The 24820-nt window shown below is 62.5% G+C and carries 25 protein-coding genes; 9 read left to right on the forward strand and 16 right to left on the reverse strand.

Annotated elements, in window-relative coordinates; all coding sequences use genetic code 11:
* Position 1: 1 nt before the first annotated feature.
* The 6 genes from DL1_RS02845 to DL1_RS02870 all read right to left on the reverse strand — a co-directional run bounded on the left by DL1_RS02845 (position 2) and on the right by DL1_RS02870 (position 4113).
* Positions 2 to 475, reverse strand: coding sequence for an MmcB family DNA repair protein (locus tag DL1_RS02845; RefSeq protein WP_074854806.1), 474 nt, complete (start codon positions 473 to 475; stop codon positions 2 to 4).
* A gap of 350 nt (positions 476 to 825) precedes the next feature.
* Complete coding sequence (locus DL1_RS02850) at positions 826 to 1170, reverse strand: hypothetical protein (RefSeq protein ID WP_038062094.1); 345 nt, start codon at positions 1168 to 1170, stop codon at positions 826 to 828.
* Between the two features lie 139 nt (positions 1171 to 1309).
* Positions 1310 to 1816: a transcription antitermination factor NusB gene (nusB, locus tag DL1_RS02855; protein WP_038062096.1), complete on the reverse strand. Its 507-nt coding sequence runs from the start codon at positions 1814 to 1816 to the stop codon at positions 1310 to 1312.
* Positions 1813 to 2358 carry a 6,7-dimethyl-8-ribityllumazine synthase gene (locus DL1_RS02860; RefSeq protein ID WP_038062099.1) on the reverse strand — a complete coding sequence of 182 codons (546 nt, stop codon included), beginning with the start codon at positions 2356 to 2358 and terminating at the stop codon, positions 1813 to 1815. The genes nusB and DL1_RS02860 overlap by 4 nt, the downstream gene beginning before the upstream one ends.
* A gap of 4 nt (positions 2359 to 2362) precedes the next feature.
* Positions 2363 to 3511, reverse strand: a complete 1149-nt coding sequence (gene ribB / locus DL1_RS02865) for a 3,4-dihydroxy-2-butanone-4-phosphate synthase (protein WP_038062102.1) — start codon at positions 3509 to 3511, stop codon at positions 2363 to 2365.
* A complete protein-coding gene (locus DL1_RS02870; protein WP_038062105.1) occupies positions 3508 to 4113 on the reverse strand; it encodes a riboflavin synthase in 606 nt (201 codons plus the stop codon). Before DL1_RS02870 ends, ribB begins: the two co-directional genes overlap by 4 nt.
* Positions 4114 to 4323: 210 nt before the next feature.
* Here DL1_RS02870 and DL1_RS02875 point away from each other — a divergent pair, with 210 nt between their 5' ends.
* The 3 genes from DL1_RS02875 to DL1_RS02885 all read left to right on the forward strand — a co-directional run bounded on the left by DL1_RS02875 (position 4324) and on the right by DL1_RS02885 (position 8835).
* Positions 4324 to 5610 (forward strand): capsule biosynthesis protein, encoded by a 1287-nt coding sequence (locus DL1_RS02875; RefSeq protein ID WP_038062107.1) that lies wholly within the window; start codon positions 4324 to 4326, stop codon positions 5608 to 5610.
* A gap of 82 nt (positions 5611 to 5692) precedes the next feature.
* Complete coding sequence (locus DL1_RS02880) at positions 5693 to 6820, forward strand: polysaccharide biosynthesis/export family protein (protein ID WP_074854718.1); 1128 nt, start codon at positions 5693 to 5695, stop codon at positions 6818 to 6820.
* Positions 6820 to 8835, forward strand: coding sequence for a capsular polysaccharide biosynthesis protein (locus DL1_RS02885; RefSeq protein ID WP_051693271.1), 2016 nt, complete (start codon positions 6820 to 6822; stop codon positions 8833 to 8835). The genes DL1_RS02880 and DL1_RS02885 overlap by 1 nt, the downstream gene beginning before the upstream one ends.
* Here the strand turns inward: DL1_RS02885 and ribD are convergent.
* The 6 genes from ribD to dnaG all read right to left on the reverse strand — a co-directional run bounded on the left by ribD (position 8805) and on the right by dnaG (position 15617).
* Positions 8805 to 9905: a bifunctional diaminohydroxyphosphoribosylaminopyrimidine deaminase/5-amino-6-(5-phosphoribosylamino)uracil reductase RibD gene (ribD, locus tag DL1_RS02890; RefSeq protein WP_342725916.1), complete on the reverse strand. Its 1101-nt coding sequence runs from the start codon at positions 9903 to 9905 to the stop codon at positions 8805 to 8807. The genes DL1_RS02885 and ribD overlap by 31 nt on opposite strands.
* Positions 9902 to 10372, reverse strand: coding sequence for a transcriptional regulator NrdR (gene nrdR, locus DL1_RS02895; protein WP_038062116.1), 471 nt, complete (start codon positions 10370 to 10372; stop codon positions 9902 to 9904). Before nrdR ends, ribD begins: the two co-directional genes overlap by 4 nt.
* A 142-nt stretch (positions 10373 to 10514) precedes the next feature.
* Positions 10515 to 10931, reverse strand: coding sequence for a secondary thiamine-phosphate synthase enzyme YjbQ (locus tag DL1_RS02900; RefSeq protein WP_038062119.1), 417 nt, complete (start codon positions 10929 to 10931; stop codon positions 10515 to 10517).
* Positions 10931 to 11251, reverse strand: coding sequence for a hypothetical protein (locus DL1_RS02905; RefSeq protein WP_038062121.1), 321 nt, complete (start codon positions 11249 to 11251; stop codon positions 10931 to 10933). Before DL1_RS02905 ends, DL1_RS02900 begins: the two co-directional genes overlap by 1 nt.
* A 215-nt stretch (positions 11252 to 11466) precedes the next feature.
* Positions 11467 to 13470: an RNA polymerase sigma factor RpoD gene (rpoD, locus tag DL1_RS02910; protein WP_038062123.1), complete on the reverse strand. Its 2004-nt coding sequence runs from the start codon at positions 13468 to 13470 to the stop codon at positions 11467 to 11469.
* A gap of 182 nt (positions 13471 to 13652) precedes the next feature.
* On the reverse strand, positions 13653 to 15617 hold the full coding sequence (gene dnaG / locus DL1_RS02915; RefSeq protein WP_038062276.1) for a DNA primase: 1965 nt from the start codon (positions 15615 to 15617) through the stop codon (positions 13653 to 13655).
* A gap of 345 nt (positions 15618 to 15962) precedes the next feature.
* Between dnaG and DL1_RS02920 the strand changes: the two genes are divergently transcribed.
* The 4 genes from DL1_RS02920 (at position 15963) to DL1_RS02935 (ending at position 20239) form a co-directional block, all read left to right on the forward strand.
* Positions 15963 to 17819: a TadE/TadG family type IV pilus assembly protein gene (locus DL1_RS02920; RefSeq protein WP_038062126.1), complete on the forward strand. Its 1857-nt coding sequence runs from the start codon at positions 15963 to 15965 to the stop codon at positions 17817 to 17819.
* Positions 17820 to 17878: 59 nt separating this feature from the next.
* Positions 17879 to 18487, forward strand: coding sequence for a TadE/TadG family type IV pilus assembly protein (locus tag DL1_RS02925; RefSeq protein WP_038062129.1), 609 nt, complete (start codon positions 17879 to 17881; stop codon positions 18485 to 18487).
* Complete coding sequence (locus DL1_RS02930; RefSeq protein WP_038062132.1) at positions 18484 to 19188, forward strand: hypothetical protein; 705 nt, start codon at positions 18484 to 18486, stop codon at positions 19186 to 19188. Before DL1_RS02925 ends, DL1_RS02930 begins: the two co-directional genes overlap by 4 nt.
* A 139-nt stretch (positions 19189 to 19327) precedes the next feature.
* Positions 19328 to 20239, forward strand: coding sequence for a pirin family protein (locus DL1_RS02935; protein ID WP_038062135.1), 912 nt, complete (start codon positions 19328 to 19330; stop codon positions 20237 to 20239).
* 37 nt (positions 20240 to 20276) lie between these two features.
* Here DL1_RS02935 and DL1_RS02940 read toward each other — a convergent pair whose 3' ends face one another.
* From DL1_RS02940 to DL1_RS02950, 3 genes are all read right to left on the reverse strand, one after another.
* Complete coding sequence (locus DL1_RS02940; RefSeq protein ID WP_038062137.1) at positions 20277 to 21461, reverse strand: DegT/DnrJ/EryC1/StrS family aminotransferase; 1185 nt, start codon at positions 21459 to 21461, stop codon at positions 20277 to 20279.
* A gap of 137 nt (positions 21462 to 21598) precedes the next feature.
* A complete protein-coding gene (locus DL1_RS02945; protein WP_074854720.1) occupies positions 21599 to 22897 on the reverse strand; it encodes a DUF2254 domain-containing protein in 1299 nt (432 codons plus the stop codon).
* A complete protein-coding gene (locus DL1_RS02950) occupies positions 22894 to 23664 on the reverse strand; it encodes a M48 family metallopeptidase (RefSeq protein WP_051693272.1) in 771 nt (256 codons plus the stop codon). Before DL1_RS02950 ends, DL1_RS02945 begins: the two co-directional genes overlap by 4 nt.
* Before the next feature lie 125 nt (positions 23665 to 23789).
* On the opposite strand from DL1_RS02950, the gene DL1_RS02955 reads away from it, so the two are divergent.
* A complete protein-coding gene (locus DL1_RS02955) occupies positions 23790 to 24059 on the forward strand; it encodes a hypothetical protein (protein WP_038062139.1) in 270 nt (89 codons plus the stop codon).
* 12 nt (positions 24060 to 24071) lie between these two features.
* On the opposite strand, the gene DL1_RS02960 is transcribed toward DL1_RS02955, so the two are convergent.
* Positions 24072 to 24320: a DUF167 domain-containing protein gene (locus DL1_RS02960; protein ID WP_038062143.1), complete on the reverse strand. Its 249-nt coding sequence runs from the start codon at positions 24318 to 24320 to the stop codon at positions 24072 to 24074.
* A 108-nt stretch (positions 24321 to 24428) separates the two neighbouring features.
* Here DL1_RS02960 and DL1_RS02965 point away from each other — a divergent pair.
* The coding region (locus DL1_RS02965) for a nitroreductase family protein (RefSeq protein WP_211250617.1) at positions 24429 to 24820 on the forward strand (392 nt) is incomplete at its 3' end.

The raw sequence follows: 24820 nt of genomic DNA on the forward strand, positions 1-24820 counted from the left end.
CCTAAAACGCGCCCGGGGCACCGGCCTCTCCCGCCAGCCCCGGATCGCACAGACGATGCAGGCGCCGGGCGGCGGCCCGCGCGAAATCCAGCGTCAGAGCCTTCCGGCGTGCGGGTGCCAACTGGCTCAGAGGGGCCTCGCGGATCATCTCTGCCCCGTAACCATCCGCGATGAACAGCCCCGTCTCCTCCGGCAAAAGCTCGGTCGGGAAATCGGCATCTACCGCCCAGAAATAGCGGTCGCACCACTCCAGATAGCCCTGCCACTTGCGGTCGGACTGAAAATCGCTCCGGCTCGATTTGCACTCAACAATCCAGATCTCGCCCTTGCGCCCCACAGCCATCAGATCGGCGCGCAGGCGGGGGCGCAGAACCATCTCGGGCAGGCTGTCAAAGCCTAGCGAGGCGAGCGCGCGGGCAGTCCCACGCGCGAGCACCTGGCCCGGTTGCAGATCGGAGAGCGGCGGTTGCATCATCATCTCGCAATGATGAACGAAAGGCGAACATCTGTCCAGCCGTGCAGCCGTGTTTCCGTGCCCCCTTGTCGACGCCGGTCTGCGCGCCTATCTGTCATCCCGACGGTTACTGCTCCTTGCGTGAGAGACCCTTTTCCAGTGGCCTATACCATTCCTGAGGGAGCTGGCTCTGTCGTGGCCCTGGCCTCGTTACCTGGCACCCACCTGACTTTTCAGGTCTCCGGGAATTCTCGTCTCCACCTCCGCTGCGGTTTCCGTCACTTTCCAATCTGCGCAGCAAAAAGCCCCGTCCGATCCGGCGGGGCTTTGCGCTATCTGGTAGTTGCGGCCTCCGGAACCCGGAGTAAGAATCAGCGGCGGCGGTGCAACTGACGATCGCGCTGCGTGCGGGTATCGATCGTCTCGACCGGGATACGGATCGCAATGCGCTCGGGGCTTCCCGGATAGTCACGCAGACCACCAGAGCTGTCTGAATCGTCTGCCAAGCGCATCACGGAGATCGCGAACTGCACGCCTGCAAAGACGATGGTGTTGAAGACGATGAGCAGCGAAAGCGCGATATAACCGACATCCGAAGTGGAAATCAGGTGCCACAGGTTCGCAACATTGAACCAAAGCAAAAGGCCTACAAAGGCCAGCGCGAGGCCGAAACCAAAGGCGATATTTTTAACATAGAGACGCACGAGTTCAGGCATTGTGACTCCTCTCACTTGGACTCTAAGATAATGCCTGACGCCAGAATTTCCAGTGCGAATGCGTCGATTGGCGGCGCAATCGGCGGCCCCCCGCCACCGCATCGCACGCGCCCCGTGTCGGCCCGGTCTCAGCCCGATCTCAGAACGCGTCGGGGCGCATCGCATGGGCCATGTGATCGAGCACGGCATTGACGAATTTCGGCTCTTTGCCTTCGGGGAAGAAGGCCCGGGCCACGTCGACGAATTCCGAGATCACCACGCGGGGCGGCGTCGCGGGGCTCGACAGCTCGGCGCCTGCGGCACGAAACAGCGCGCGCAGCACCGGATCGATCCGGTCGATCGGCCATTTCGCCACCAAGGCGCGGTCGGTCGCTTGGTCGATCTTGCCCTGCCACGTCACCGCGTCATCGATCAGGCGGCGAAACAGGTTGAGATCGCCTTCGGCCATCTCGCCCTGATCTTCGTAAACGGCACCGAAACGGTGAGTTTCGAACTCCGCGCGCACGCGGTCAGCCCCCTGCCCGGCGGCTTCCATCTGGAACAGCGCCTGCACGGCGTAAAGCCGCGAGGCGGATTTCATCTGGCGCTTTTCGTCCTGCGTCGGCTTGCGGCGCTTGGGGGCGTCTTGGGCGGGCTCTTCGGTCATGCTTGGCTCGATCCGTCAGTATCACCGGCGACGCGGAAGGATTGGGTGGGCTTGAACCCAATACCTTTCGTCCGGCGCGCCCATTTGCGCGACAATGAGATAAGATGCAAGGCCGCAGCGGCCGCACCGCCGCCTTTGTTTTGATCGGCAGGGTCGGCGCGCACCGCCGCTTGCTCGTAGGTTTCGACCGTCAGGATGCCGTTGCCGATGCAAATCCCTTCCAAACCCATGAGGGTCAACCCGCGCGAGCTGTCATTGCAAACTGTCTCGTAATGCGTGGTCTCGCCACGGATCACGCAGCCCAGCGCGACAAAGCCGTCATAATCGGCCATCCGGGCCGCCATCGCGATGGCTGAGGGCACTTCAAGCGCGCCCGGCACCTCAATCAGATCGACATATGCGCCGCAGGCCTCAGCGACGCCGCGCGCGCCTGCGACGAGATTGTCGGCGATGTCTTTGTAGTAAGGGGCCACCACAATCAGCAGCCGCGGGGCGCTGTCGAATTGCGGCAGATCGAGCGTGTAATGCGAAACGCCAGCCATGGCTTCACTCCTCGGAAATGGGGCGCGTGCCCACGATGCTCAGCCCGTAGGCGTCAAGCCCGACATAGCGGGTTGCGGGGTTATCTGTCAGCAAGATCAGCTCGTTCAATCCCATGGTCGACAGGATCTGCGAGCCAAGCCCGATCTGTTTGATCGTGCGGGGGCCCTGCTCTTCTTCGCGCAGCAGCTTGGCGCTTGGGTCGCGGAACAGGCAGACCGCGCCGCGGCCTTCTGCGGCCACGATTTCCATAGCCCGGCGCACCTCGTTGGCCGGGCTCGTGCCAATGCCCAGCACGTCATCAAGAATATTGAGCGAATGGGTCCGCACCAGCACCGGCTCGGGTGTGGTGACATCGCCTTTGGTCAGCACGACGTGATCCACGCCCTCGGCCTGATCGGTGAACACCCGCATCTGCCACGTGCCGCCAAATTCCGAATTCACGCTCTGGCTCAGCGTCTCGCGCACGAGATTGTCGTGGCGGCGGCGATAGGAGATCAGATCCGAAATCGTCCCGATCTTCAGCCCGTGCTGCCGCCCGAACGCGATCAGCCCCGGCAGATGCAGCATATGGCCGTCATCACCCATAATCTCGCAGATCACACCGGCAGGCGGCAGTCCGGCCAGCCGCGCGATATCGACGGCGGCCTCAGTATGGCCCGCACGCACCAGCACGCCTCCCTCGCGGGCACGCAGCGGGAAGACATGGCCCGGAGATGCCAGATTTTGCGGCCCCTTGGACGGATCGATCGCGATCGCCACGGTCTGCGCCCGATCATGCGCCGAGATCCCGGTCGTGATGCCTTCGCGCGCCTCGATAGAGACGGTAAACGCGGTCTCATGGCGCATCGAATTGGCCCGCACCATCGGCGCCAGCCCAAGCTGGTCGACCCGCTCGGCGGTCAGCGGCAGACAGATCAGCCCGCGCCCATGCATCGCCATGAAATTGACCGCCTCGGGCGTGCATTTGGCGGCAGGGATATAGAGATCCCCCTCGTTCTCGCGATCCTCGTGATCGACCAGAATGACCATCCGTCCCGCGCGCGCATCCGCGATGATCTCTTCGATTGGCGAGATTGCGTGGCGCAGGCTTTCCTCGACCGCGCCGGGCACGTCATGAGTGCCGGATTTATCGACGGGCGTCGGCGTTTTCATGCGTTCCACTCCTGAAGACGGGCGACGTAGCGCGCCAGCGTGTCTATCTCGAGATTGATCCGATCACCGACTTTCGCCCGCCCCCAATTGGTGACCTGCTTGGTATGCGGAATAATGTTGACGCCGAACGTGTCGCCCTCAACTTCGTTGACCGTCAGCGAGGTGCCGTTGAGCGTGATCGAGCCTTTCGGCGCGATGAACTTCTCCAGACCCGACGGGGCGCGAAAGGTAAAGCGGGTGCTGTCGCCCTCATCGGTCATCGCGACAATCTCGGCCACGCCATCGACATGGCCCGAGACGATATGCCCGCCCAGCTCATCGCCGACCTTCAGCGCACGCTCCAGATTGATGGAATGGCCCAGCTCCCAGCTGTTGCGCCCGATATTGGTCTTCTCGACGCTCTCCGCCGAGATCTCGACGTCGAACCAATTGCGCGGTGAGGTGCCGGTTGCGATCACCGTCAGGCAGCAGCCGTCACAGGCGATGGACGCGCCGATCTCGATGCCATCCACATCGTATTCGGTCGCGATCCGCGCACGCAGATCGCCGCGCTGCTCCAGCTCCAAAATCTCTCCAATATCGGTGACGATCCCGGTGAACATCGCTCTTTTCCTCTCAGATTGCGGTCCTCACCTAGCCCGCACAGATCGAAGCTGCAAGGTTATGCGCGCACAAGCCCCCTGCACCGCTTAACAGTTTGGTCGCACCTGCGCCCTATTATTGCCGCAAGATTGCGGGAAAATCCTTCTCAACCCGTGACTTCGTGGACAAATTGCGCGATCACCAAAGCGCGTCCAAGGAACCGACCCGCAATGACTGCCGCGACCCAAAACACCTTCTTGCTGCTTCAGGGACCGCATGGCCCCTTCTTCCACCAATTGGGGAAGATCCTGCGCAAGGCAGGCAGCACGGTCTGGCGCGTCAGTTTTAACAAGGGCGATGAGAATTTCTGGTTCGATCCCGCCTCGCTGATCCGCTACCAAGGCCGCCCCGAGGAGTGGCCCGCGCGGGTTGAGGCGCTGATCCACGAAAAGGCCATCACCGATCTGGTGGTCTATGGCGACACCCGCCCGATCCATGCGCAGGCCATCGCGGCTGCGCGCGCGGCGGGGCTTCGGGTGCATGTCTTCGAAGAGGGCTACTTGCGCCCATATTGGGTCAGCTATGAACGCAACGGCTCGAACGGCTACTCACGGCTGATGGATATGAGCGTGGCGCAGATGCGCGAAGCACTGGCGCGCCTTGAGATCGAGCATCCCGACGCCCCCTCGCGCTGGGGCGATACGCGCCATCACATCTTCTATGGCGCGCTTTACCATTTCTTCGTGCTGACCCGAAACCGCCCCTATCGCAAGATGCAGACCCATCGGGCGATCTCGGTTTTCGCCGAGTTCCGCCTGTGGCTCAATCGGCTGCTGCTGCTGCCGATGCATATGATGGAGCGCAAGATCGCGACGGCGCGGGTCAAATATAGCGGCTTTCCCTATCACCTCGTGCTGCTTCAACTGGAGCATGACGCGAGCTTTCGCATGCATTCGGAGTTCAAAAGCCAGACCGATTTCATCGATACGGTCATGGCGGGCTTTTCCAAAGGCGCGCCCACGCATCATCACCTCGTGTTCAAGGCCCATCCGCTGGAGGACGGGCGCGCGCCTATCCGCAAGGCGATCCGCGATGCCGCCGACCGCCACGGGCTGCGCGAACGGGTTCATTTCGTACGCGGCGGCAAGCTGGCAGAGCTGCTCTCGCAGGCGCGCTCTGCGGTGACGGTGAACTCGACATCTGCGCAACAGGCCTTGTGGCGCGGCCTGCCGGTGAAGTGTTTTGGCCGGGCGGTTTTTGCAAAGCCCGAGTTCACGTCAAGCCAAGAGATCACCGATTTCTTCCAGGCACCGAACCGCCCCGACGCCCGCGCCTATCGGGAGTACCGCCACTTCCTGCTCGAAACCAGTCAGGTTCCCGGCGGTTTTTATTCGGCGCGCGGGAGGCGGGCACTGCTGCGTCAGGTCATCGACATGATGCTTGCACTCGAAGATCCCTATGACGCGCTCATTTCAGGCAAAGCGGCACCGCGGCAACAGTTGCGGGTCGTCAAATAGTTTATCTGGTTTTCTTTCAAAGATTTGAGTAGGCTTTATCGCAAAACAACAAGGCAGCATCCCGAAACGAGGAGCTCGAGCAGTGACAGGTACTTTGAACCGCAGGGCCGTTTTGACGGGCCTATCGGCGACGCTATTGACCGCTTCTTGCGGTTTGCCGCGTTCCGGCCCCAATAAACGGCAAATCTATTCCGGTTCCGTTTTGCGCCATGGCGACGCATTCGTCGTCAAGGTCAATGATTTCGTAACCCGCGAAACCGCAGTGCAACCGGCATTGGGTTTCACCAGCCAATTCATCAATGCCGGACCGATCGGCTCGGACACGATCCGCGCAGGCGACACGCTGAGCCTGACGATCTGGGAGAACGTCGATGACGGGCTTCTCGCCAATAAAGGCGCCAACGCGACCCAGCTTCAGCAGGTGCAGGTCGACGGATCGGGCTATATTTTCGTGCCCTATGCCGGTCGCATCAAGGCCGCTGGCAACACACCCGACGGGCTGCGCCGCATCATCACCGCCAAGCTCGACACCCAGACCCCCGATCCGCAGGTGCTCGTCACCCGGACGGCAGGCGATGGCGCCACCGTCTCGGTCATGGGCGCGATCAATGGTCAGGGCGTGTACCCGATCGAACGGCCCACCCGCACGCTGTCTGCAATGATCGCCCGCGCAGGCGGCGTCTCGATCAAGCCCGAAGTAGCGCGCATCACCGTCAAACGCGGCAAGATGGCGGAATCGATCTGGCTCAAGGATCTCTACGACAATCCGCAGATGGATATCGCGCTGCGCGCCAATGACGTGATCCTTGTCGAACAAGATCAGCGCGCCTTCACAGCGCTTGGTGCCACCGGCAGTCAGGCACGCGTGCCCTTCGAAACCCAGACGCTCTCGGCGCTCGACGCCATCGCGACCGTCGGCGGGCTGCAAACCAACCTCGCCGATCCAACGGGTGTGTTCGTGCTGCGCAATGAGCCCGCCGCAATCGCCAACAAGGTGCTTGGACGCACGGATCTGGTGGGCGATCAGCGCATGATCTACGTGCTGGATCTGACCGAGCCGAACGGCATGTTCATGGCCCGCGATTTCGTGATCCGCGACGGCGATACGGTCTATGTCACAGAGGCGCCCTTCGTGCAATGGCAAAAGACGCTCTCGGCGATCACCTCTCCGCTTGGCACGGCGGCGACGATCAACAACCTCGCCAATTGATGACGCAGCGAGACGACAACATGGCCGCCGGGAATACGTCCCGGCGGCTTTTCTATTACAATGCGGGCATGCTGCGCCAAAGACGGCTGCGCGCCATCTTGCATGCGGCGGACTATCAGCTGCGGCTGGGTCTTCCCGGCCCTGAAGACGCCGTGGCCGTCTGGGGCCGCTCGCCCTATGCCGCGCGTGGCGAGGCGATCGCGGCGCGGCGCGGGAGCGGGCTGATCCGGCTGGAAGACGCTTTCCTGCGCTCGGTACACCCCGGACGGATGGGCAGCGCGCCGCTTGGGATCTTGATCGACCCCGAAGGCGTGCATTTCGACAGCGCCACCCCGTCACGCATCGAGCGCATGCTGGCTCGCGAGCCGCTGGACGATGGTGCGGTTTTACAGCGCGCCCGTGATGGAATTGCCCGACTTCGCGCTCTGAACTTGTCGAAATACAACAATTTCGACCCGACGCTTGCCGCGCCACCGCCCGGCTATGTGCTGGTCATCGACCAGACAAAGGGCGATGCGTCCGTCACCCATGGCGGTGGCTCGGTTGCGATGTTTCGCGAAATGCTGGCGGTTGCACGCATCGAAAACCCCGGCGCGCCCATCGTCATAAAGAGCCATCCCGAGACGCGGGCCGGTCTGCGCGCCGGGCACTATGATGCGCAAAGCGGCGATGCCAACACCACGCTTTGTGACGCCCCAATCTCGCCCTGGGCGCTGCTGGAGGGCGCAATCGCGGTCTATACCGTGTCCTCCCAGATGGGCTATGAGGCGATCCTCGCAGGCCACAAGCCCCGCGTCTTCGGCCAGCCATTCTACGCAGGCTGGGGCCTGACGCAGGACGAAAACCCGGTCGCCCGACGCACCCGCAGCCTGACCCGGGCGCAGATCTTCGCCGTATCGCATATCCTCGCGCCAAGCTGGTACGACCCCTGCCGCAAACGGCTCTGCAGCTTTGAAGAGGCCGTCGACCAGCTTGATGCCGAGGTCCGCGCTTGGCGAGAGGATCGTCAGGGCTATGTCATGGGCGGCATGTCGCTGTGGAAACGCCCGCATCTGCGCCGTTTTTTCGGCCAGCACGGACCGGTGCGCTTTTCCGGCACCCCGGACCCGAAACGCCCCTATCTGTGCTGGGCCACGCGCCTGCCGAAGGTTCACGCTGCCTCCGCGATCCGGCTGGAAGACGGCTTTCTGCGCTCGCGCGGGTTGGGGGCGGATCTGATCCCGCCGCTCTCTTTGATCCGCGATCCTGTAGGGATCTACTATGACCCGACCCAGCCCTCCAAACTTGAGCCCCTGATCGCGCAAGAGCTGCCAGCGGGCGGTCGTCTGCGTGCCGCCCGGCTGATCAGCCAAATCCGCGCCGCCCACTTGTCGAAATACAACCTTGGCGGTGCGACGCCCGAACTTCCGCCCGGCTACCGTATTCTCGTTCCAGGTCAGGTCGAGGATGACGCCTCGATCCGGCTCGGGGCCGGCGAGATTTGCACGAATGCGATGTTGCTTGCCAAGGTTCGCGCCGAAAACCCCGATGCGGTTATCCTTTTCAAACCACATCCCGATGTCGAGGCCGGGCTGCGTCCGGGCCGATTGGCAGAGAGCGAGGCGCTGCGATACGCGGATGCCGTCTTGCACAAATCCGATCCGATCGCCCTGATCGAGGCGGTGGACGAAGTCTGGACCATGACATCGACCCTCGGTTTTGAGGCGCTGTTGCGCGGCATCCCTGTCACCACCACGGGCGCGCCATTCTATGCGGGCTGGGGGCTGACCCACGATCTTGGCGCCGTGCCGGAGCGTCGGCAGACCCGCATTGATCTGGAGCGGCTCGTCCATGCCACGCTGATCGCCTATCCGCGCTACCATGACCCGGTGAGCGGCCTGCCCTGTCCGGTGGAGGTGGCGCTGGCGCGGCTGACCGACAGCCCCGCTCCCCGCCCGGGACCGTTCAACCGAACGCTTGCGAAATGTCAGGGGGCTCTCGCCTCTTACGCGTGGATCTGGCGCCGCCAGCGGTGAAACAGATCGCCGCCGATGACGCGGCTCTCGATCAGATCGAAGCGCGGCGCGTCCGAAAGGTGGGCGAGCTGCAGCGCCCCCAGACCCGGCCGCCCCTCAGAGCCCAGCCCGACCCCGGCAGTAAAGCCGATCAGCTCATCGACAAGCCCCGCACGCAGCAGCCCGGCACCAAAGGCCCCACCACCTTCGCAGAACACGCGGGTGAGACCGCGCGCGCCCAGCTCCGCCATCGCAGCGCGCAGATCAAGCTGGCCATCGCTGAGCGGCACGCCAATCACTTCGGCACCCTGCCCCGCCCAGTAGCTCCGCGCCTCCTCGGGCGCGTCCGGCCCATGCAGCAGCCAAAGCGGTGCCTGTCCAAGCGAGCCTGCAAGCCTGCCGCGCGGAAGATCGAGGCCTTGCGAGGCCACGACGCGCAGCGGCTGATGCAGCGGGGTGAAGCTGCGCACCGTGAGCAGCGGATCGTCGGCGCGCGCCGTGCCGCCGCCCACCATCACCGCGTCGAACCGCGCGCGCAACGCATGCACATGGGCGCGCGCCTGCGGCCCGGAAATCCATTGGCTCTCACCGCTTGCCGTGGCGATACGCCCATCAAAACTGGTGGCCAATTTCAACGAAATCCACGGACGACCCGAGGTGATCCGGGTCAGGAACCCGGCCTGAAGCGCACGTGCCTCGGACTCCATCACGCCTACGCTCACCGCGATCCCGGCGTCCCGCAACATCTGATGCCCACCGCCGTGCACCCTCGGATCGGGATCTTCCATCGCACTGACAACACGCGCCACGCCCGCCGCGATCAGAGCGCTCGCGCAAGGGGGCGTCTTGCCGTAATGCGCGCAGGGTTCCAGCGTGACATATGCGGTGGCGCCGCGCGCCTCATCGCCTGCCTGTTGCAAGGCACGCACCTCGGCATGCGGCCGCCCGCCGGGCTGCGTCCATCCGCGCCCGACGATCCGACCCTCGCGCACAAGGACGCAGCCGACCGCCGGGTTGGGCCAGACAGAACCAAGCCCCCGCCCGGCCAGAGCGAGGGCGAGTTGCATGAAACGCCGGTCCGTCGGGGTCACTCAGCCTCGCCGCCGATCGGAGGACGCAGCTCGGAGACGAATTTGTCGAAATCGTCTGCTTCCTGGAAGTTCTTGTAAACGCTTGCAAAACGGACATAGCCAACGGTGTCGATCCGGGCCAGCGTCTCCATCACGATCTCGCCGATGATCTTGGAGGAGATATCCGTCTCACCCATGCTTTCGAGGCGCCGCACGATACCGGAGATCATCTGATCGATCCGCTCGGGCTCCACGGGACGTTTTTGCATCGCAATGCGGATTGAGCGCTCCAGCTTATCGCGGTCGAAATCCTCGCGCTTGCCAGAGGTCTTAATCACCACGAGATCGCGCAGCTGGACGCGCTCATAGGTGGTGAACCTGCCACCACAGGCGGGGCAGAACCGGCGCCGCCGGATCGCGACATGGTCTTCGGCAGGACGCGAGTCCTTAACCTGAGTATCGACATTTCCACAAAATGGGCAGCGCATTGCGTCTCCCTCGTCCCTTGTCCCGCCTCTATCAGGGGTCTTCACGCCCCGGTTATCCACAAGACCTTAGCCCGTCGCGGAAGATTTGGGTAGAATAAATGTCGATGCGCTAGATATGGCGTCGCGCTGTGGCGCGTGGGACTCAGCGCAGGAGTGCCACGACCTCGCGGTGATGCGGCCGGGCGCGATGTTCGAAAAGGTAAACTCCTTGCCACGTACCCAGCTGCATCCGCCCGGAAATGACGGGAATCTGCAAGCTGGTTGGCAGAAGCGCCGCCTTGATATGGGCCGGCATATCGTCCGGGCCCTCATAGGTATGCGTCAGATAGGCCATGCTCGGATCGGTGCTGGGCGGCACGAGTCGATGGAAATAGCCCGTCAAATCGGTGCGCACTTCGGGATCGGCATTCTCTTGGATCAGCAGACTGGCCGAGGTGTGGCGGATCATCAGCGTGAGCAGCGCCTCATCGGGCGCGCACTCCGCGACCCAAGCGGCAATCTCACGGGTGAACTCGTAGAGCCCCGGGCCGCGCGTTGCGATCTCGAAGGTCGAATGCATCAGGATCTAGGCGCGGGCCGCGCCTGCGCACGGTCGGTGGCAAGGATCGCGAGGCATTCGGGATTCACATCCATCGTCTTGCGCTCTTTCGCCCAAAGCGCATCCGCTGCGGCCCCATCCAGCCCCTTCGTCACCATCGCCTCGGGGGCATCACTGCCGTCGCCTACGCCAGAGACGACCGTGAAACGACCATCGGGCTGATCCTGAACGTAGAGAAAGCAGGTCCCCGCCTGATCCATGCGCGGTGCGCCCGCGGGAGATGCACCATCCATCTGGCAGGCGGCAAGAGCGAAGGGCGCGAGGAGGAAGAGGCGGGTCATGGCGAGGCTCCGAGACTGGCGTTTTTCAAACGCTATCAGGCGCTTTCGCATGTGGAAAGTGAGGAAGGGGGCGCCGCCCCCTCTTCGGCTACGCCGAATTCACCCCCGAGGTATTTGGGCCAAGATGAAGGGGCTGATCACTTGACGGCCAGCCTTAATTACACCGGGCAGAGCACGCTAAGTGCGCCCTGCCCGGGGATCAAAGCGGTCGAGATTTACTGATCCAGGAAGCTGCGCAGTTTGCGGCTTCGGCTGGGATGCTTGAGCTTGCGCAGGGCTTTTGCCTCGATCTGGCGGATCCGCTCGCGGGTCACGCTGAACTGCTGGCCGACCTCTTCGAGCGTATGATCGGTGTTCATCCCGATACCGAAGCGCATCCGCAACACGCGTTCTTCGCGCGGGGTGAGCGAGGCTAGAACACGGGTCGTGGTTTCCTTCAGGTTCTCTTGAATGGCGGAATCCAGCGGCAGCACCGCGTTCTTGTCCTCGATGAAATCGCCAAGCTGGCTGTCTTCCTCATCGCCAATCGGCGTTTCAAGGCTGATCGGCTCCTTGGCGATTTTCATCACCTTGCGGACCTTCTCGAGCGGCATCTGCAGCTTGTCGGCCAATTCTTCGGGCGTCGGCTCGCGACCGATCTCGTGCAGCATCTGGCGACCGGTCCGCACCAGCTTGTTGATCGTCTCGATCATATGGACCGGGATACGGATCGTGCGCGCCTGATCGGCGATCGAGCGGGTGATCGCCTGACGGATCCACCAGGTCGCATAGGTCGAGAATTTATAGCCGCGGCGATACTCGAATTTATCCACGGCCTTCATCAGGCCGATATTGCCTTCCTGAATGAGATCGAGGAACTGCAGACCGCGATTGGTGTATTTCTTGGCAATCGAGATCACGAGGCGCAGGTTGGCCTCGACCATCTCTTTCTTGGCGGAGCGGGCTTCTTTCTCGCCCTTTTGCACCTGATTCACAATGCGGCGGAATTCCGAGATGTCGACGCCGACATACTGACCGACCTGCGCCATCTCGTTGCGCAACTCCTCGACCTTATCGGCGGAGCGCTCGAACAGCATCTGCCAGCCACGGCCGGATTTTTCCTGCATCCGCTCGACCCAGGTCGGGTCCAGCTCATAGCCGCGATATTCCTCGATGAACTCGCGGCGGTTGATACGCGCCTGATCGGCCACTTTCACCATGCCGCTATCGATCGACATGATCTTGCGGTTGATGCCATAAAGCTGATCGATCAGAGCCTCGATCCGGTTGTTATGCAGGTGAAGCGAATTCACCAGCACGACGATCTCGGCGCGGAGCTTCTGGTAGGCGGCTTCGGCTGTGACCGAGAACGAGCCGTCCTCGTTGAGCGTAGCCGACATCCGCTGGTCCTGCATCTCGGCCAGCTCGATATAGTGATCGGCGATCAGCTCGAGCGTCTCGAGCACGCGCGGCTTGAGCGCGGCCTCCATCGCGGCGAGCGACAGGTTCGCGCCCTCATCATCGTCGTCATCGTCAGACTGGATCGGGTTGCCGTCCGCGTCGAGCTCTTGCTCGGTCTCGGTTTTCTTCTCATCTGAGGAGACCGATGCGCCTTCGACGACGGGTGCGCCGACTTCTTCCTCACCATCTTCGTCAAGCGAGTTGCCGAAGGTGGTTTCAAGGTCGATCACGTCGCGCAGCAAAATCTCTTCGCCCAGAAGTTCGTCGCGCCAGATCGTGATCGCCTGGAAGGTCAGCGGGCTTTCGCACAGGCCCGCGATCATCGTGTTGCGACCGGCCTCGATGCGCTTGGCAATCGCGATTTCGCCCTCGCGCGAGAGCAGCTCGACCGAGCCCATTTCGCGCAGATACATCCGCACCGGGTCATCCGTGCGATCGAGCGTCTCGCTGGACGAGCTGGAGACCGCGACTTCACGCGAGCCGGAGCCCGTGGTCGCAAGTTCGCCGCCCGCGGAGGAGGATTGCCCCTCTTCTTCGTCGGCTTCCTCGGCCTCGATCACGTTGATGCCCATCTCGGAGAGCATCGACATCACGTCCTCGATCTGGTCGCCGGAGACATGCTCGGGCGGCATCACCTTATTGAGCTGATCGTAGGTGATGAATCCACGTTCGCGGGCTTCCGCGATCATGCGCTTCACCGCCGCCTGACTCATGTCAAAGGAAGTGGCGTCGTCGCTTTGCGCGTCGGACTTGTTGTCGTCGATGTCTTTGGCGGCCATTTGGGCTCCTCGGTCAGGGCTTGGTGCACTCAAGCTATGACGAAAGCGAATCATATTCAGACTGTTTAGCGAATCGTTGCGGCGAATCACAGAGGCGCGAGGCGCGCGGACGCAAAGTTGATGCGCAATGTGACTCCAACGATTCGGTTTCAGGCGGCCAGGAGGTGCAAAGCCCTGCCCGCTCAGTGTTTCTTGCGCCAGATCTCTCCATCAATCATGGCCTGAAGGCGCGCGGAAAGGGCGGCGCGGTCCTCTCCTGTATCGCTGTTATCCTCCAGCTTCGAATTCTCTGCCTTGTGACGCAATGAGGCGGCCTGCGCCAGTCGCCAGGTCACGCCCTCATCTGCCAGCCCCTCCAAGTCCTCCACAGCATCCGCGATTTCTTCGCGCATTGCGCGCACAGCTGCCAGTTTGGCGAATTCTTCCGCAAGGCACATCTGGGCGAGCTCTGTATCGTCACGTTTCACGATCGGGGGCGCAGATCGCAGGTGGGGCAGTGCCAACAGCTTTTCAAGGTCTGCCCCGGCCAGCGCTTGCAGTTTTTCTTCAATGACATCGGCGGGCGCGGCCGCATGGGCGAGCATCAGGTGACGCAGCCGGTCATGGAGCGCGTCGCGCAGCGCGATCTGCTCGAGCTGTGCTTCGAACTGCGCAATTAGCGCGGGATGGCGTGCGCAGATGCCAAGGATCATCGCCTCGCGCAGCGTCTCGGAGACATCATCGCCCGCCGCCGCCAGCAAGGTGGCGCGGGTCTCGGGCAGCGCATTGGGCGACACGAAGCGCCGCTTGCCCGCGCCGCGCGCGCCCGGCACGAAGTCAGAGCGCCGATTGCCCGCAGGCCCGCCCTGCGCCCCGCCCCGAGAGGCGCCGAACAATTCCCAGCGCAGACGTTTGATCTCTTCGCCGTAATGGGCGCGGATCGAGGGGTCTTCGATCCGCTTGATCGCGGCGCGCAGGCTTTTGTCGAGCGCGGCGCGGCGTTCGGGGCTGTCAAAGACCTTACCCTCGATCTCGCGCTGCCAAAGGAGCGACACCATCGGCTTGGCCTCGGCCAGAACGCGCGCCATCGCCTCGACGCCCTGCGCCTTGATGAGATCGTCGGGATCGAGCCCCGGTGGCATCACCGCAAATCGCAGCGCCTTGCCCGCCTCCAATAGCGGCAGCGCCAGATCGATCACGCGCAGGGCCGCGCGCATGCCCGCCGTATCCCCATCGAGCGCGATGATCGGCTCGTCATGGATTCGCCAGAGCAGGCGCAGCTGGTCTTCCGTGACGGCAGTTCCAAGCGGCGCCACAGCCCCGCCAAAGCCTGCCTCAACCATCGCGATCACGTCCATATAGCCTTCGCAGACGACCAGCGCGGCGGATTTGCCGCAGGCCTCGCGAGCGGGGCCGTGGTTGTAAAGCGAACGCCCCTTGTCGAACAAAGCGGTCTCGGGGCCGTTGAGGTATTTGGCGCGCGCATTGGGATCCATCGCGCGTCCGCCCAAGCTGATCGCACGCCCCCGACCGTCACGGATCGGAAAGATGATGCGCCCGCGAAACCGGTCATAGGGGGCGCCGCCATCGTCTGGCTTGGCACAGAGCCCCGCCTCGACGATCAACTCGGGCGAAAACCCCTTGGCGGTCAGGGCCTGCAATAGCCCCTGCCGCTGATCGGGAGCAAAGCCGATCTCAAAGCGCTTTTGCGCCTCCGCCCCAAGCTTGCGCCCGGCAAGATAATCGCGCGCGCCCTGCCCTGCCGCCGTGGACAGCATCAGCCGGTAATGCTGGACGGCGGCCTCCATGACCTCGGCAAGCTGGGCGCGGTGATCGGATTTCTCCTGCGCGCGCGGATCGCGGGCAGGCATCGAGAGGCCAGCCTCGCGGGCGAGGATCTCCACGGCCTCCATGAAGCCCACATTCTCGGTCTCGCGCACGAAAGACAGCGCGTCGCCCTTCGCGTGGCACCCGAAGCAATAGTAGTACCCCTTGCGGTCATCGACGTGGAACGAGGCCGATTTTTCCTGATGGAACGGGCATGGCGCCCACATGTCGCCCTTGCCCTGATTGGACTTGCGCATATCCCATATGACCTTGCGGCCCACGACCTGAACAATCGAGGTGCGCGTGCGCAATTCGTCAAGAAATCCGGGTGGCAGGCTCATGCCCCCTATATTGGCCCGGAGCGTTGCGGAGTCGAGAGGGCAGATGCGATTTCGCAGCCTTTCGATGGCGCGCGAGAAATGCTGACTGAGCGAGATTGCCGCCCATCCGCCCCCGGGCCCTGCGCCATAGGGCATCGCGACCGCTGCGCGATCAAACTGCGCCGTGATGCACCCGACGGGCGCCTATCCGTCCGCCGCATTGCCCGCGCAATGTGCAGGAATCGCTACAGCTTTGCCCCATCGCCGCCTTATTTCGGCCCCAAGCGTTATGCACTTATCGCAAGTGAAGAAATCTCTCTTGTGACGAGTCCGGTCATCGGGCCCGCCCGCAGGGAAGGAGTAGCGATGATGAACCCGCGCCTGACAAAACTGCTTGGCAAAACCGGCTTTGGCCGCACCAATCGTATCGCTCGATTTGCGCGCGACGAGGATGGGGCGCTCATCTTGCTGAGCCTTCAGCTGCTCATCGTGATGCTGGTGATCACCGGGATAGCCATCGACCTTGTGCGTCAGGAAGAGCGACGCACCGTCATTCAGGCCACGCTCGACCGGGCAACACTGGCCGCAGCCGATCTCGATCAAACACTCGACCCCAAAGAGGTCGTAAAAGACTACATCAAGAAAGCCGGGCTTTCCTATCTCGACGTGGACCCCGTCGTGAAGCAGGGCCAATATGACGAGTACCGCCGCGTGACCGCTGAGGTCACCGACAACATGCCGACGATCTTCGGCGGGCTGCTCGGGATTAAATCGCTCAAAACCCTCGGCAAATCGCAGGCCGAGGAAGCGATCGGCAATGTCGAAGTGTCGATGGTGCTCGATATTTCGGGCTCGATGAATTTCAACATCTATCACGACTCTCAGACCAAGGTCGTTCAAACGCAATACGGCTACCAATACGAGGCCAACGCCTATGCGGGCACCTATCCCACCCGGATGGATCGTTTGCAGCCTGCTGCGGTCGACTTCGTGAAAGGCCTCTATGATCAGGTGCAGCCCCCGGGCTCGCCGGCGGGTCGCCTCTCGATTTCAATTGTGCCCTACAATCAGCAGGTCACACTGGGCTCCACCCTTGGCAATATCTACAACCTGAGCGACGACCACACGAAAAACACCTGCGTGGATGTGCAGACGCTGGGCTTCAACTCGCTCGCGATTTCGCCCACGGACGAGCTGCAACGCACGATGTTTGGCGACAGCTTCGACTATAACGGCCAGAAACCGCAGTGGAATGTCGCGACAATGGCATCGAACCAGAACTGCAAGGAAAACAGTTCGTCGTCGGTGATGGCTTTCGAAGATGACGAGCAGGCCACCATCAACAAGATCAACCAGCTCTCTCCGGGCGGCGATACCGCCATCGATATCGGCGCGCGCTGGGGCCTTGCCCTGCTCGATCCGAGCGCTCAGCCGGTCTCTCAGGCGCTTTACAACCAGAACAAAATCGGCCCGGCGATGACCAGCCACCCAATGCAATACGCTGACGCAAGCACGACAGCCGACAAAACAGCGCTCAAGATCATGGTCCTGATGACGGATGGTGAGAACACCCGCTCTTTCTCAACCAAGATGCCATATCGAACGGGACCATCGGGGTTCTTCTCAACGACGAACGACACCACATTCTCGGCCAATAACACCAACGATCTGTACTGGTTTTCCCAGAAGCGCGAGGACGATGGCCTTAGACCGTATTACCGCTTCCAAGACAAGAAATGGCTGGCCAAAAACGAGATCGGCACGACCAAGCAGGTCTGTCAGAGAAAGTGGGTGAGCCGGGGAAGGCACGGAGGATATTGGAAGGATGTCTGCACCGAGGAATTCGTGGCGCTCGATCTCTACTCGATCACGTGGCAAACGATTTGGAGCAAGAACTACTCGCTGCAATACGTCATTCGGAAGTTCCTAGTTCCGCCGCGTGAAGACATCGACGGAGCAGACGAAGCTACGATCTATGACGAGATGGCGATCCAGTCACAATTCGCCACCAAAAACGCGAACTTGAAATCCATTTGCGATCTCGCGAAATCCAAGGAGATCAAGATCTTCACGATCGCGGTCGATGCGCCTGACTCGGGCAAGCAGGTCCTGGACGACTGCGCGTACCGTCCGTCATTCGCCTATGACGTCTCATCCGACAACCTCGCGGATGCGTTCAAATCGATCAACTCTTCGATCAACGCCTTGCGCCTGAGCAACTGATTGCGGTGCGGGGGGCGAGCCTCCCCCACCCTTTTACGAACCAGAACCGGACAGCACCCATGAGCAGCCAAATCTACCCCTCTGAGACGCCGCCCGCCGCCCGAATGCGCGCCGCGTTTCGGCATGACGAAGAGGGCGCGGTCACGATCCCCTCGCTGATCTGGCTCGTGTTCTACTTCTTTTTGATGTTCTCGGCGGTCGAGATGTCGGTGATGATGATCAAGCAGACCTTGCTTGATCGCGGCGTCGCCATGACGGCCCGGGTGATGCAGATCGGCATTTCGCGCAAACCCGATGAAGCGGTGCTCAAGAAATCCATCTGCGACAATGTCGCCTTCATCGGCGATTGCATGCAAAACCTGACGGTCGAGACCTTCTCGGTCGATCAGGCCGACTGGACCTCCACGCTCTCGGGTCATCCGCTGAACTGCGAATCCAGCTCGGATAACACCGAGGACACCCCGCCCACCGATCCCAATCTCGAATATGGCACGGATGACGAGTTGATGCTCATGCGGGTCTGCCTGCGCGTCAAACCGATGATGCAAGACAACTTCATCTCGAAAGCCCTGACCGCCGCCTGGCCGTGGGGGGATCGCTATGCGCTGGTCGTGACCACCGCTTTTGTCAACGAGCCGCGGGTTTCCTCGGCGGGGAGTGGAACATGATCATGGCAAAATTTCCCGAAATGGCACGCTCTGGCCAATTCCTGCGCCGCATGAGGCTCTTTCGCCGCGACGAGACCGGTTCGGTCGCAATTGAGGGCGTTTTCGGATCGGTTCTGTTGATCGCCTGGCTGCTCGTCTCGTTCCAGGTCTATGACGCCTTCAAGCTGCGCTCTGCCGCGACGCGTGCGACCTTTACGGTGGCCGACATGCTGTCGCGAACACGCGAAGAGATCGGTCCGAAATATGTAGCAGGAATGGAAAAGGTCTTCGCCTTCCTGACCCGTGCAAACAAACCCAACCAGACATGGCTGCGCGTGACGCTCTTCAAATGCAAGGCCGAGCCCGACGACGACTCAAGCGTGACCTATTGTGACGGCAAGAACAAGAAATTCACACTCGACACGGGGAAGGATGGAAAAATCGCGTCCTATGTCTATCCGCCCAGCGCCGCCCAACCCTACACGCAGGCCGGGCTGAATGCCGAAGCCGATCGCATCCCGATCATGGCCATCGGTGACATGGCCGTGCTGACCGAGACGGTCTATCACTTCAACCCGTTCCTCGACATCGGCGACAGGGGGCTGAGCTTTGACAACGGCAAGACCTGGACCCAGATCGGGCTCAAGACCGGCCTGCCTTTCTCGACCTTTGTCGTGACGCGCCCGCGCGAGCCGCGCATTGTGTGGAACGCCGATAAGTAGCGCCAAAGCTGCGGGCTGTGCGCCCAGTGACAGGATCTGTGTCGGGGCATGATGTTGCGGCCCGGCACAAAACGCTTACCTGAGGGGCATCCCAAAGCCGCGTCAAAGCGGCCGTCCTTTCCCTGTCAGGAGCGCTTTCATGTCGATCCGTCCCGTACTTGAGACCCGCAAGTCCCAGCCCTTTGTTGAGGGGGCCGGCGTGCATCTCCACCGCGCCTTCGGCTTTCAAGACCCCTCCGAGGCCGACCCGTTTCTGCTCTTCGACGATTTCCGCGGCGATCACCCGTCCGATTACAGCGCGGGCTTTCCGTGGCACCCCCATCGCGGGATCGAGACGATCACCTATGTGCTCGCCGGTGAGGTCGAGCATGGCGACAGCCTTGGCAATCGCGGCACGCTCGGCGCAGGGTCGGTGCAATGGATGACGGCGGGTTCGGGCATTCTCCATCAAGAGATGCCGCGGGGAAATGCGGCGGGGCAGATGCATGGCTTCCAGCTTTGGGCCAACCTGCCCTCCGATCTCAAGATGACCGCGCCGCGCTATCAAGACATTCAGGGCAGCGATATTCCCGAGGTCACCGATGACGATGGCACGGTCGCGCGCATCATCACCGGAAAGTTCTGGGGCCAGAGCGGTCCGGTCGACGGGATCGCCGCCGATCCGCAATATCTCGACATCTCGATCCCGGCAGGCGTGAAGAAGCGCTTCAAAGTCGACACCTACCGCCAGACCTTCGCCTATGTGTTTCAGGGCGCGGCCGCCTTTGCCGACGCCTCTGCGCCCCAAGGGGTGCTGTTGGAAAAAGAGGTGCGCGGGCAAGAGGTGAATATTCGCGACATGTCCGGCAACCGCACGCTTGTGCGCTTTGGCACGGGCGATGAGATCGTCGTGCAGGCCGGAGCGGAAGGCGTGCGCTTCCTGCTGGTCTCGGGCGCGCCGATCCGCGAGCCGGTCGCGTGGCACGGCCCCATCGTGATGAACACCCGCGAAGAGTTGATGACCGCGATGGCCGAGCTGCGCAACAACACCTTCATCAAGCCCGCCCATTGAGGACAGACCCGGGGGAGAGGTTCGCCGCTTCCCCGGCCTATCCCTTGATCTCGGCCACCGCGTCGAGAATGGCCTCGGCGATATAATCGAGATCAGGCCGCGTCAGCCGCGCAGGCAGGCGCGTGTCACAGGCCCGCATCAGCATCGCGCGGGTCTGCGGCAGCTCGGGCAGATCGCTCAGAAACTGCCAGTTCCAGAACGCCCGCGCGTTATCCGTGCTCAAGCCAAAGATCGACAGGCTCACGCCGCGCGCCTTGGAGGCGGCCTGCAAGGCGCGGGCCTCGTCGTCGCTCCACGCGCCGGTCAGGTTGAACTGCAGGGAGTCCGGGGCACGGGTCTCGGGGTCCAAGGATGGCGGCACCGTAATCCAGTCGCAGCCATTGAGGCGGCCTGCCACGTAATCATGATTGGCCCGACCGTCGCGCACCCGGCGCTCCAGCTCGGCCAGTTGCGGGCGGATCACGGCGGCAGAGAGGTTCTGCATCCGGCAATTGTAAAGCGGCAGCTTGTTTTGCCAGTGATGGAAGCTGTTTTGCAGCCCGGGATGCTTTTTCCAGTTATGCTCATAGGCGCCCGACATGATCACCGCGCGCGCCGCGAGTTCAGGATCGTCGGTCACCAAAATGCCGCCCTCGCCCGCATTGAGCAGCTTGTAGGACTGGAAGCTGAAACAGCCGATTTTTCCAATCGTCCCGATCTTGCGCCCATGCCACAGCGTGCCAAGGCTATGCGCGGCATCTTCGATCACCGGCACGCCACGCGCTTCGGCCAGCGCCATGATCGCATCCATATCCGAAGTGTGACCGCGCATATGGCTGATCAGGACCGCCCCGATGGAGTCGTCGAACTTGGCTTCGAAATCGGCCAGATCGATGCGGTAATCCAGCCCGACCTCAACCAGCACGGGGTCGCAATCCGCATGCAAGATCGCGGAGGGCACGGCGGCGAAGGTGAATGCGGGCACCAGCACGCGCGCGCCGCGCGGCAGATCCAGCGCCTTGAGCGAGAGGAACAACGCCTGACTGCAAGAGGAGACCGCCACCGCGTAGCGCACCCCCATCATCGCGGCGAATTCCGCCTCGAGCTTGGCCACGGGCGCATCGTCAGAGGTATAGCGGAACAGATCGCCGCTCATCAGCAGGCGGTCGATCTCGGCGCGCGCGGCCTCCGGGATGGGTTCGGCATCGTAGCAATTGGGCGCTGTCTGTCCGTCACGGGGCATGGGCATAAATCCTGAAACTCACTTTCAGGATTTATTTATACTCCCATCCGCATAAGAGGAAATGAAACTTTCATGAAGAGGCGGGATGCGCGGCCTCTCGCCCAATGTCTTATGACACTGGCGGGGCGTGCGATCCCTCATTCGCCGAGGAATCGCGCCTTGAGCGCTTGGGCGTTCTCGTGAATGCGAGCGCGGTCCTCGGCAAGTGGCAGGCTGCTCTCAGCCTGCTCGGCGGCGCGAAGCGCCTGCTCGGCTGCAGGGCGTCCAAAATGGTCGGGCTCCATATCTGCGAGCGCGCTCAAAACCTGCTGCAAGCGCCAGGCGACCTCGAACTGGCCTGCGCCATCGCGTGCGATCGCGGAGAACGCATCTTCCAGAAGCTGCGCGGGCGGCAGATCAGACACATAGACCCGGTCATGGCGGGCCTTGACCCGATGCGGCGGATGCCAGCTTGCCAGCACCCGCACGAGCCGCCCCAGAATATCGATCCCCGTCCCCGGATCGTTGATCCCGGGCGAGAGCGCGCGCGAGGCGATCTCGGCCAGCGCGATCAGGCCAAATTGCGGATCTTGCTCAAAATCGCGGTCGTGATTGACGGCAAAGGCCTCGAGCAATCGCTCTTCCATCTCGGCATGCGCATGGGCGTCTTGCGGCAGCGCGTCGCAGAGCACCAGATCAGCGGCGCGATGCACGAAGACGCCGGGCCGCGCGCAAATCCAGATCCGGCAGTCCTGCTCCTCAGCGACCGCTTGCAGCTTAGAGATATCGACATACTGCACATGGCCCGTCCGGTCGGGGCTCACAGACCAGACACCGACGGGGGCGTCCTGCCACGGCTGGCCGCCCAGCCACGGATCGGCGCAGCGCGAACGCAAGGCCGCGTCGGCTGCGATCTCGACGCGGCCAATCACATCGCCCAAGCGGCCAAACTCACTCAGATGCTGCACCCAGCGCAGCAGTGAGATGACGACGATCGCCACCACCCCGATCGTCACCAGCAGCAGCAAGAATCGCCCCGACGGGCCGTAGATCCCGGTTTCAAGCGCAATGATGCCCACCAGCGAGAACACGAAGGCCCCGATGAAACTGGCCAATACGTTCTGGGTGATCCGGTCGGACTGCATCAGCTTGACCGCCCGCGGTGTCGCGGCCGTCTGGGCCGAGCCGAAGGCCGTCACCATGATCTGCAGCGAAAAGGTCGTGACCGTCAGCATGGCCGTCGCGATGATCTTGAGGATCGGCTCGACAGAATCGACCCCCATCTGGATGCTCAACTCATCCGGGATCAGATAGCCCACCCCGGCAGAGGCAAGCGCGGTGAGCACGCCAAGCAACCCGAACGCCGTCACGCGCACCCAGATCTGGCGCAAGATGATGCGGATCCGCCAGCGCAGCGTCGAGAGGCTGATAGCCTTTATCGCTTTGTCATCACTCATCCGCTCAAGCCCAGAGTTGGAACGAGATCATGGCCCTTCAGAGTGCCGGATTTAAGCTCCGCCACCGTCTTGCGCACGACATCGAGGCGCAGCGCATTGGCCGGGTGCGTGCCCAGAACCGTCTGCGAGGGCTCGGGCAAACGCTTGAAAAAGGCCGCCCCCTTGAGTGGGTTATAACCCGCATCCCATGTGATGATCGTGCCCAGCCGGTCGGCCTCCAGCTCGTAATCCTGCGCATAGAGGCGGCTGCCAAGCTCTGCCCCGGCCCGCCGGGCCTCTTGGACCGTGCGTGCATCGGCGCCTTGCGCCTGCACCATCATCCCCAAAAGTGTGGCGCCCTTTTGCGCATCGCGCTCGCGTTGGGCGATATGGCCTGCGATGTGATGGGCAGCCTCGTGACCCAGCACAAATGCCAGCTCATCATCGGAATTGACCTCCGCGATCATCGCAAGCGTCACCCCGATCACCGGGCGCCCGCGCCGATCCACGGTCTGAAACGCATTGGGCGGCAGCTCGACGCGGTCATCGACGACCAGCCGGTAATCGCAATTGCGCTGAAGGCTGAAGGCACGACACTCCGCCTCGATCACAGGTTCCATGCGGGTTGTCACCCGCACCAGCCGATCCACGGCCAGACGCGCCTGCTCGGCCTGTTGCTTGGAAATCGGCGGGCCAGCTGCGACATCGGGCGAGACGGCAGGCACGCACCCTGACAGGGCCGCAATCAGCAGCGCCGGTAGAAGAAAGATAAGGCGCAGCTTGGTCATTGTCTCTCGGTCAGGATCACTGGGTTCGCCTGTAGTCTAGCGTCTCGGCGCGCGCATGCCAGCCCGCCCGGAGAATTGAAGAGATTTCGCTTCCTGAGGGCGCGATGCGGCGCTAGCATAGTGACATGTTTACCATTGAACACGAATTCGACGCCACCGTGATCACCCTCGTCGACGAAGGGTCGGATCCGCGCGACTATCTGCAAGAGGATGTGACGATCACCTCTTTCGAGGATTGCGTCGTCGTCGAACAGCTCGACGATCAGACCGATCAGGTGCAGACCATCACCTTCTCGCATGCGCAATTGCGTGAGTTGGCCGCGGCGCTCAACCTGCCCGAAGGGGTCTATCGGTTGCGCCAGTCCGGCGAGACGAGCCCCGCGAAGCCCGAGTAACGCCGCTCCCGCTCAATCGAGCCGGAACACCTTGTCGCGCGCCTGCGCCCCTCGGATCAGTGTGAGCCGGGTCCGGGCCACGCCAAGGTTTTTAGCCAGCATCTTTTGCACCGCCGCGTTGGCCTTGCCGTCTTCGGGCACGACGGTGACATAGGCGCGCAACCCCGTCTCACCCTCGACAATCGCATTGCGCGAAGCCTTGGGTGTCACCCGCAGCGCGATTTCAGTGCCAGACACCGCATATTTCGAAAGATCCGTCATCGCGTTGCAGCATACCGCGCACAGTCTCTAGGGCAAGAAAGCACGGGCTCTGCGGTTGCAATCAGAACTAAGCCGTCCGATATCGAGAGCTGCAAACTGGAGACGCCGATGACCGAGATCCCGACCGTGAACCCCGCCACCCGCAATCAGGCGGCCCTCGATTTCCTGCTGTCGCGCCGTTCGCGTCCGGCCAAGACTTTGGTTGCGCCCGCGCCCGACGCAGATCAGCTCACCGAAATCCTGCAAGCCGCCGCGCGCACCCCCGATCACGGCAAGCTGGAGCCATGGCGCTTTGTCGTTCTCACCCGCGCCGCCGCGCAGCGGTTGGGTCGTGAGGCCGAGACCCGGGCCGCCGCTCAGGGCCTGCCCGAGGATCAGAGCGCCAAGGCCGGCAAGCAATTTTACGACAGCCAGCTTTGCGTGGCGGTGCTGTTCTCGCCCAAACCGTCTGAGAAAGTCCCCGAGCTGGAGCAGCTTTTCTCGGCAGGCGCGGCCTGCCT

This window comes from Thioclava dalianensis (assembly GCF_000715505.1).
Lineage (GTDB): Bacteria > Pseudomonadota > Alphaproteobacteria > Rhodobacterales > Rhodobacteraceae > Thioclava > Thioclava dalianensis.

Bases quoted from the DNA above. Each gene is read 5' to 3' on its own strand.
- DL1_RS02945 (WP_074854720.1), bottom strand. From the start codon at position 22,897: ATGAGTGATGACAAAGCGATAAAGGCTATCAGCCTCTCGACGCTGCGC.
- DL1_RS02900 (WP_038062119.1), bottom strand. From the start codon at position 10,931: ATGCATTCGACCTTCGAGATCGCAACGCGCGGCCCGGGGCTCTACGAG.
- nusB (WP_038062096.1), bottom strand. From the start codon at position 1,816: ATGACCGAAGAGCCCGCCCAAGACGCCCCCAAGCGCCGCAAGCCGACG.
- DL1_RS02950 (WP_051693272.1), bottom strand. From the start codon at position 23,664: ATGACCAAGCTGCGCCTTATCTTTCTTCTACCGGCGCTGCTGATTGCG.
- DL1_RS02930 (WP_038062132.1), top strand. From the start codon at position 18,484: ATGATCATGGCAAAATTTCCCGAAATGGCACGCTCTGGCCAATTCCTG.
- DL1_RS02925 (WP_038062129.1), top strand. From the start codon at position 17,879: ATGAGCAGCCAAATCTACCCCTCTGAGACGCCGCCCGCCGCCCGAATG.
- dnaG (WP_038062276.1), bottom strand. From the start codon at position 15,617: ATGAGCCTGCCACCCGGATTTCTTGACGAATTGCGCACGCGCACCTCG.
- nrdR (WP_038062116.1), bottom strand. From the start codon at position 10,372: ATGCGCTGCCCATTTTGTGGAAATGTCGATACTCAGGTTAAGGACTCG.
- DL1_RS02885 (WP_051693271.1), top strand. From the start codon at position 6,820: ATGACGCAGCGAGACGACAACATGGCCGCCGGGAATACGTCCCGGCGG.
- DL1_RS02850 (WP_038062094.1), bottom strand. From the start codon at position 1,170: ATGCCTGAACTCGTGCGTCTCTATGTTAAAAATATCGCCTTTGGTTTC.
- DL1_RS02875 (WP_038062107.1), top strand. From the start codon at position 4,324: ATGACTGCCGCGACCCAAAACACCTTCTTGCTGCTTCAGGGACCGCAT.
- DL1_RS02905 (WP_038062121.1), bottom strand. From the start codon at position 11,251: ATGACCCGCCTCTTCCTCCTCGCGCCCTTCGCTCTTGCCGCCTGCCAG.
- DL1_RS02935 (WP_038062135.1), top strand. From the start codon at position 19,328: ATGTCGATCCGTCCCGTACTTGAGACCCGCAAGTCCCAGCCCTTTGTT.
- DL1_RS02920 (WP_038062126.1), top strand. From the start codon at position 15,963: ATGATGAACCCGCGCCTGACAAAACTGCTTGGCAAAACCGGCTTTGGC.
- DL1_RS02960 (WP_038062143.1), bottom strand. From the start codon at position 24,320: ATGACGGATCTTTCGAAATATGCGGTGTCTGGCACTGAAATCGCGCTG.
- ribB (WP_038062102.1), bottom strand. From the start codon at position 3,511: ATGAAAACGCCGACGCCCGTCGATAAATCCGGCACTCATGACGTGCCC.
- DL1_RS02940 (WP_038062137.1), bottom strand. From the start codon at position 21,461: ATGCCCCGTGACGGACAGACAGCGCCCAATTGCTACGATGCCGAACCC.
- DL1_RS02870 (WP_038062105.1), bottom strand. From the start codon at position 4,113: ATGTTCACCGGGATCGTCACCGATATTGGAGAGATTTTGGAGCTGGAG.
- DL1_RS02860 (WP_038062099.1), bottom strand. From the start codon at position 2,358: ATGGCTGGCGTTTCGCATTACACGCTCGATCTGCCGCAATTCGACAGC.
- rpoD (WP_038062123.1), bottom strand. From the start codon at position 13,470: ATGGCCGCCAAAGACATCGACGACAACAAGTCCGACGCGCAAAGCGAC.
- DL1_RS02955 (WP_038062139.1), top strand. From the start codon at position 23,790: ATGTTTACCATTGAACACGAATTCGACGCCACCGTGATCACCCTCGTC.
- DL1_RS02845 (WP_074854806.1), bottom strand. From the start codon at position 475: ATGATGCAACCGCCGCTCTCCGATCTGCAACCGGGCCAGGTGCTCGCG.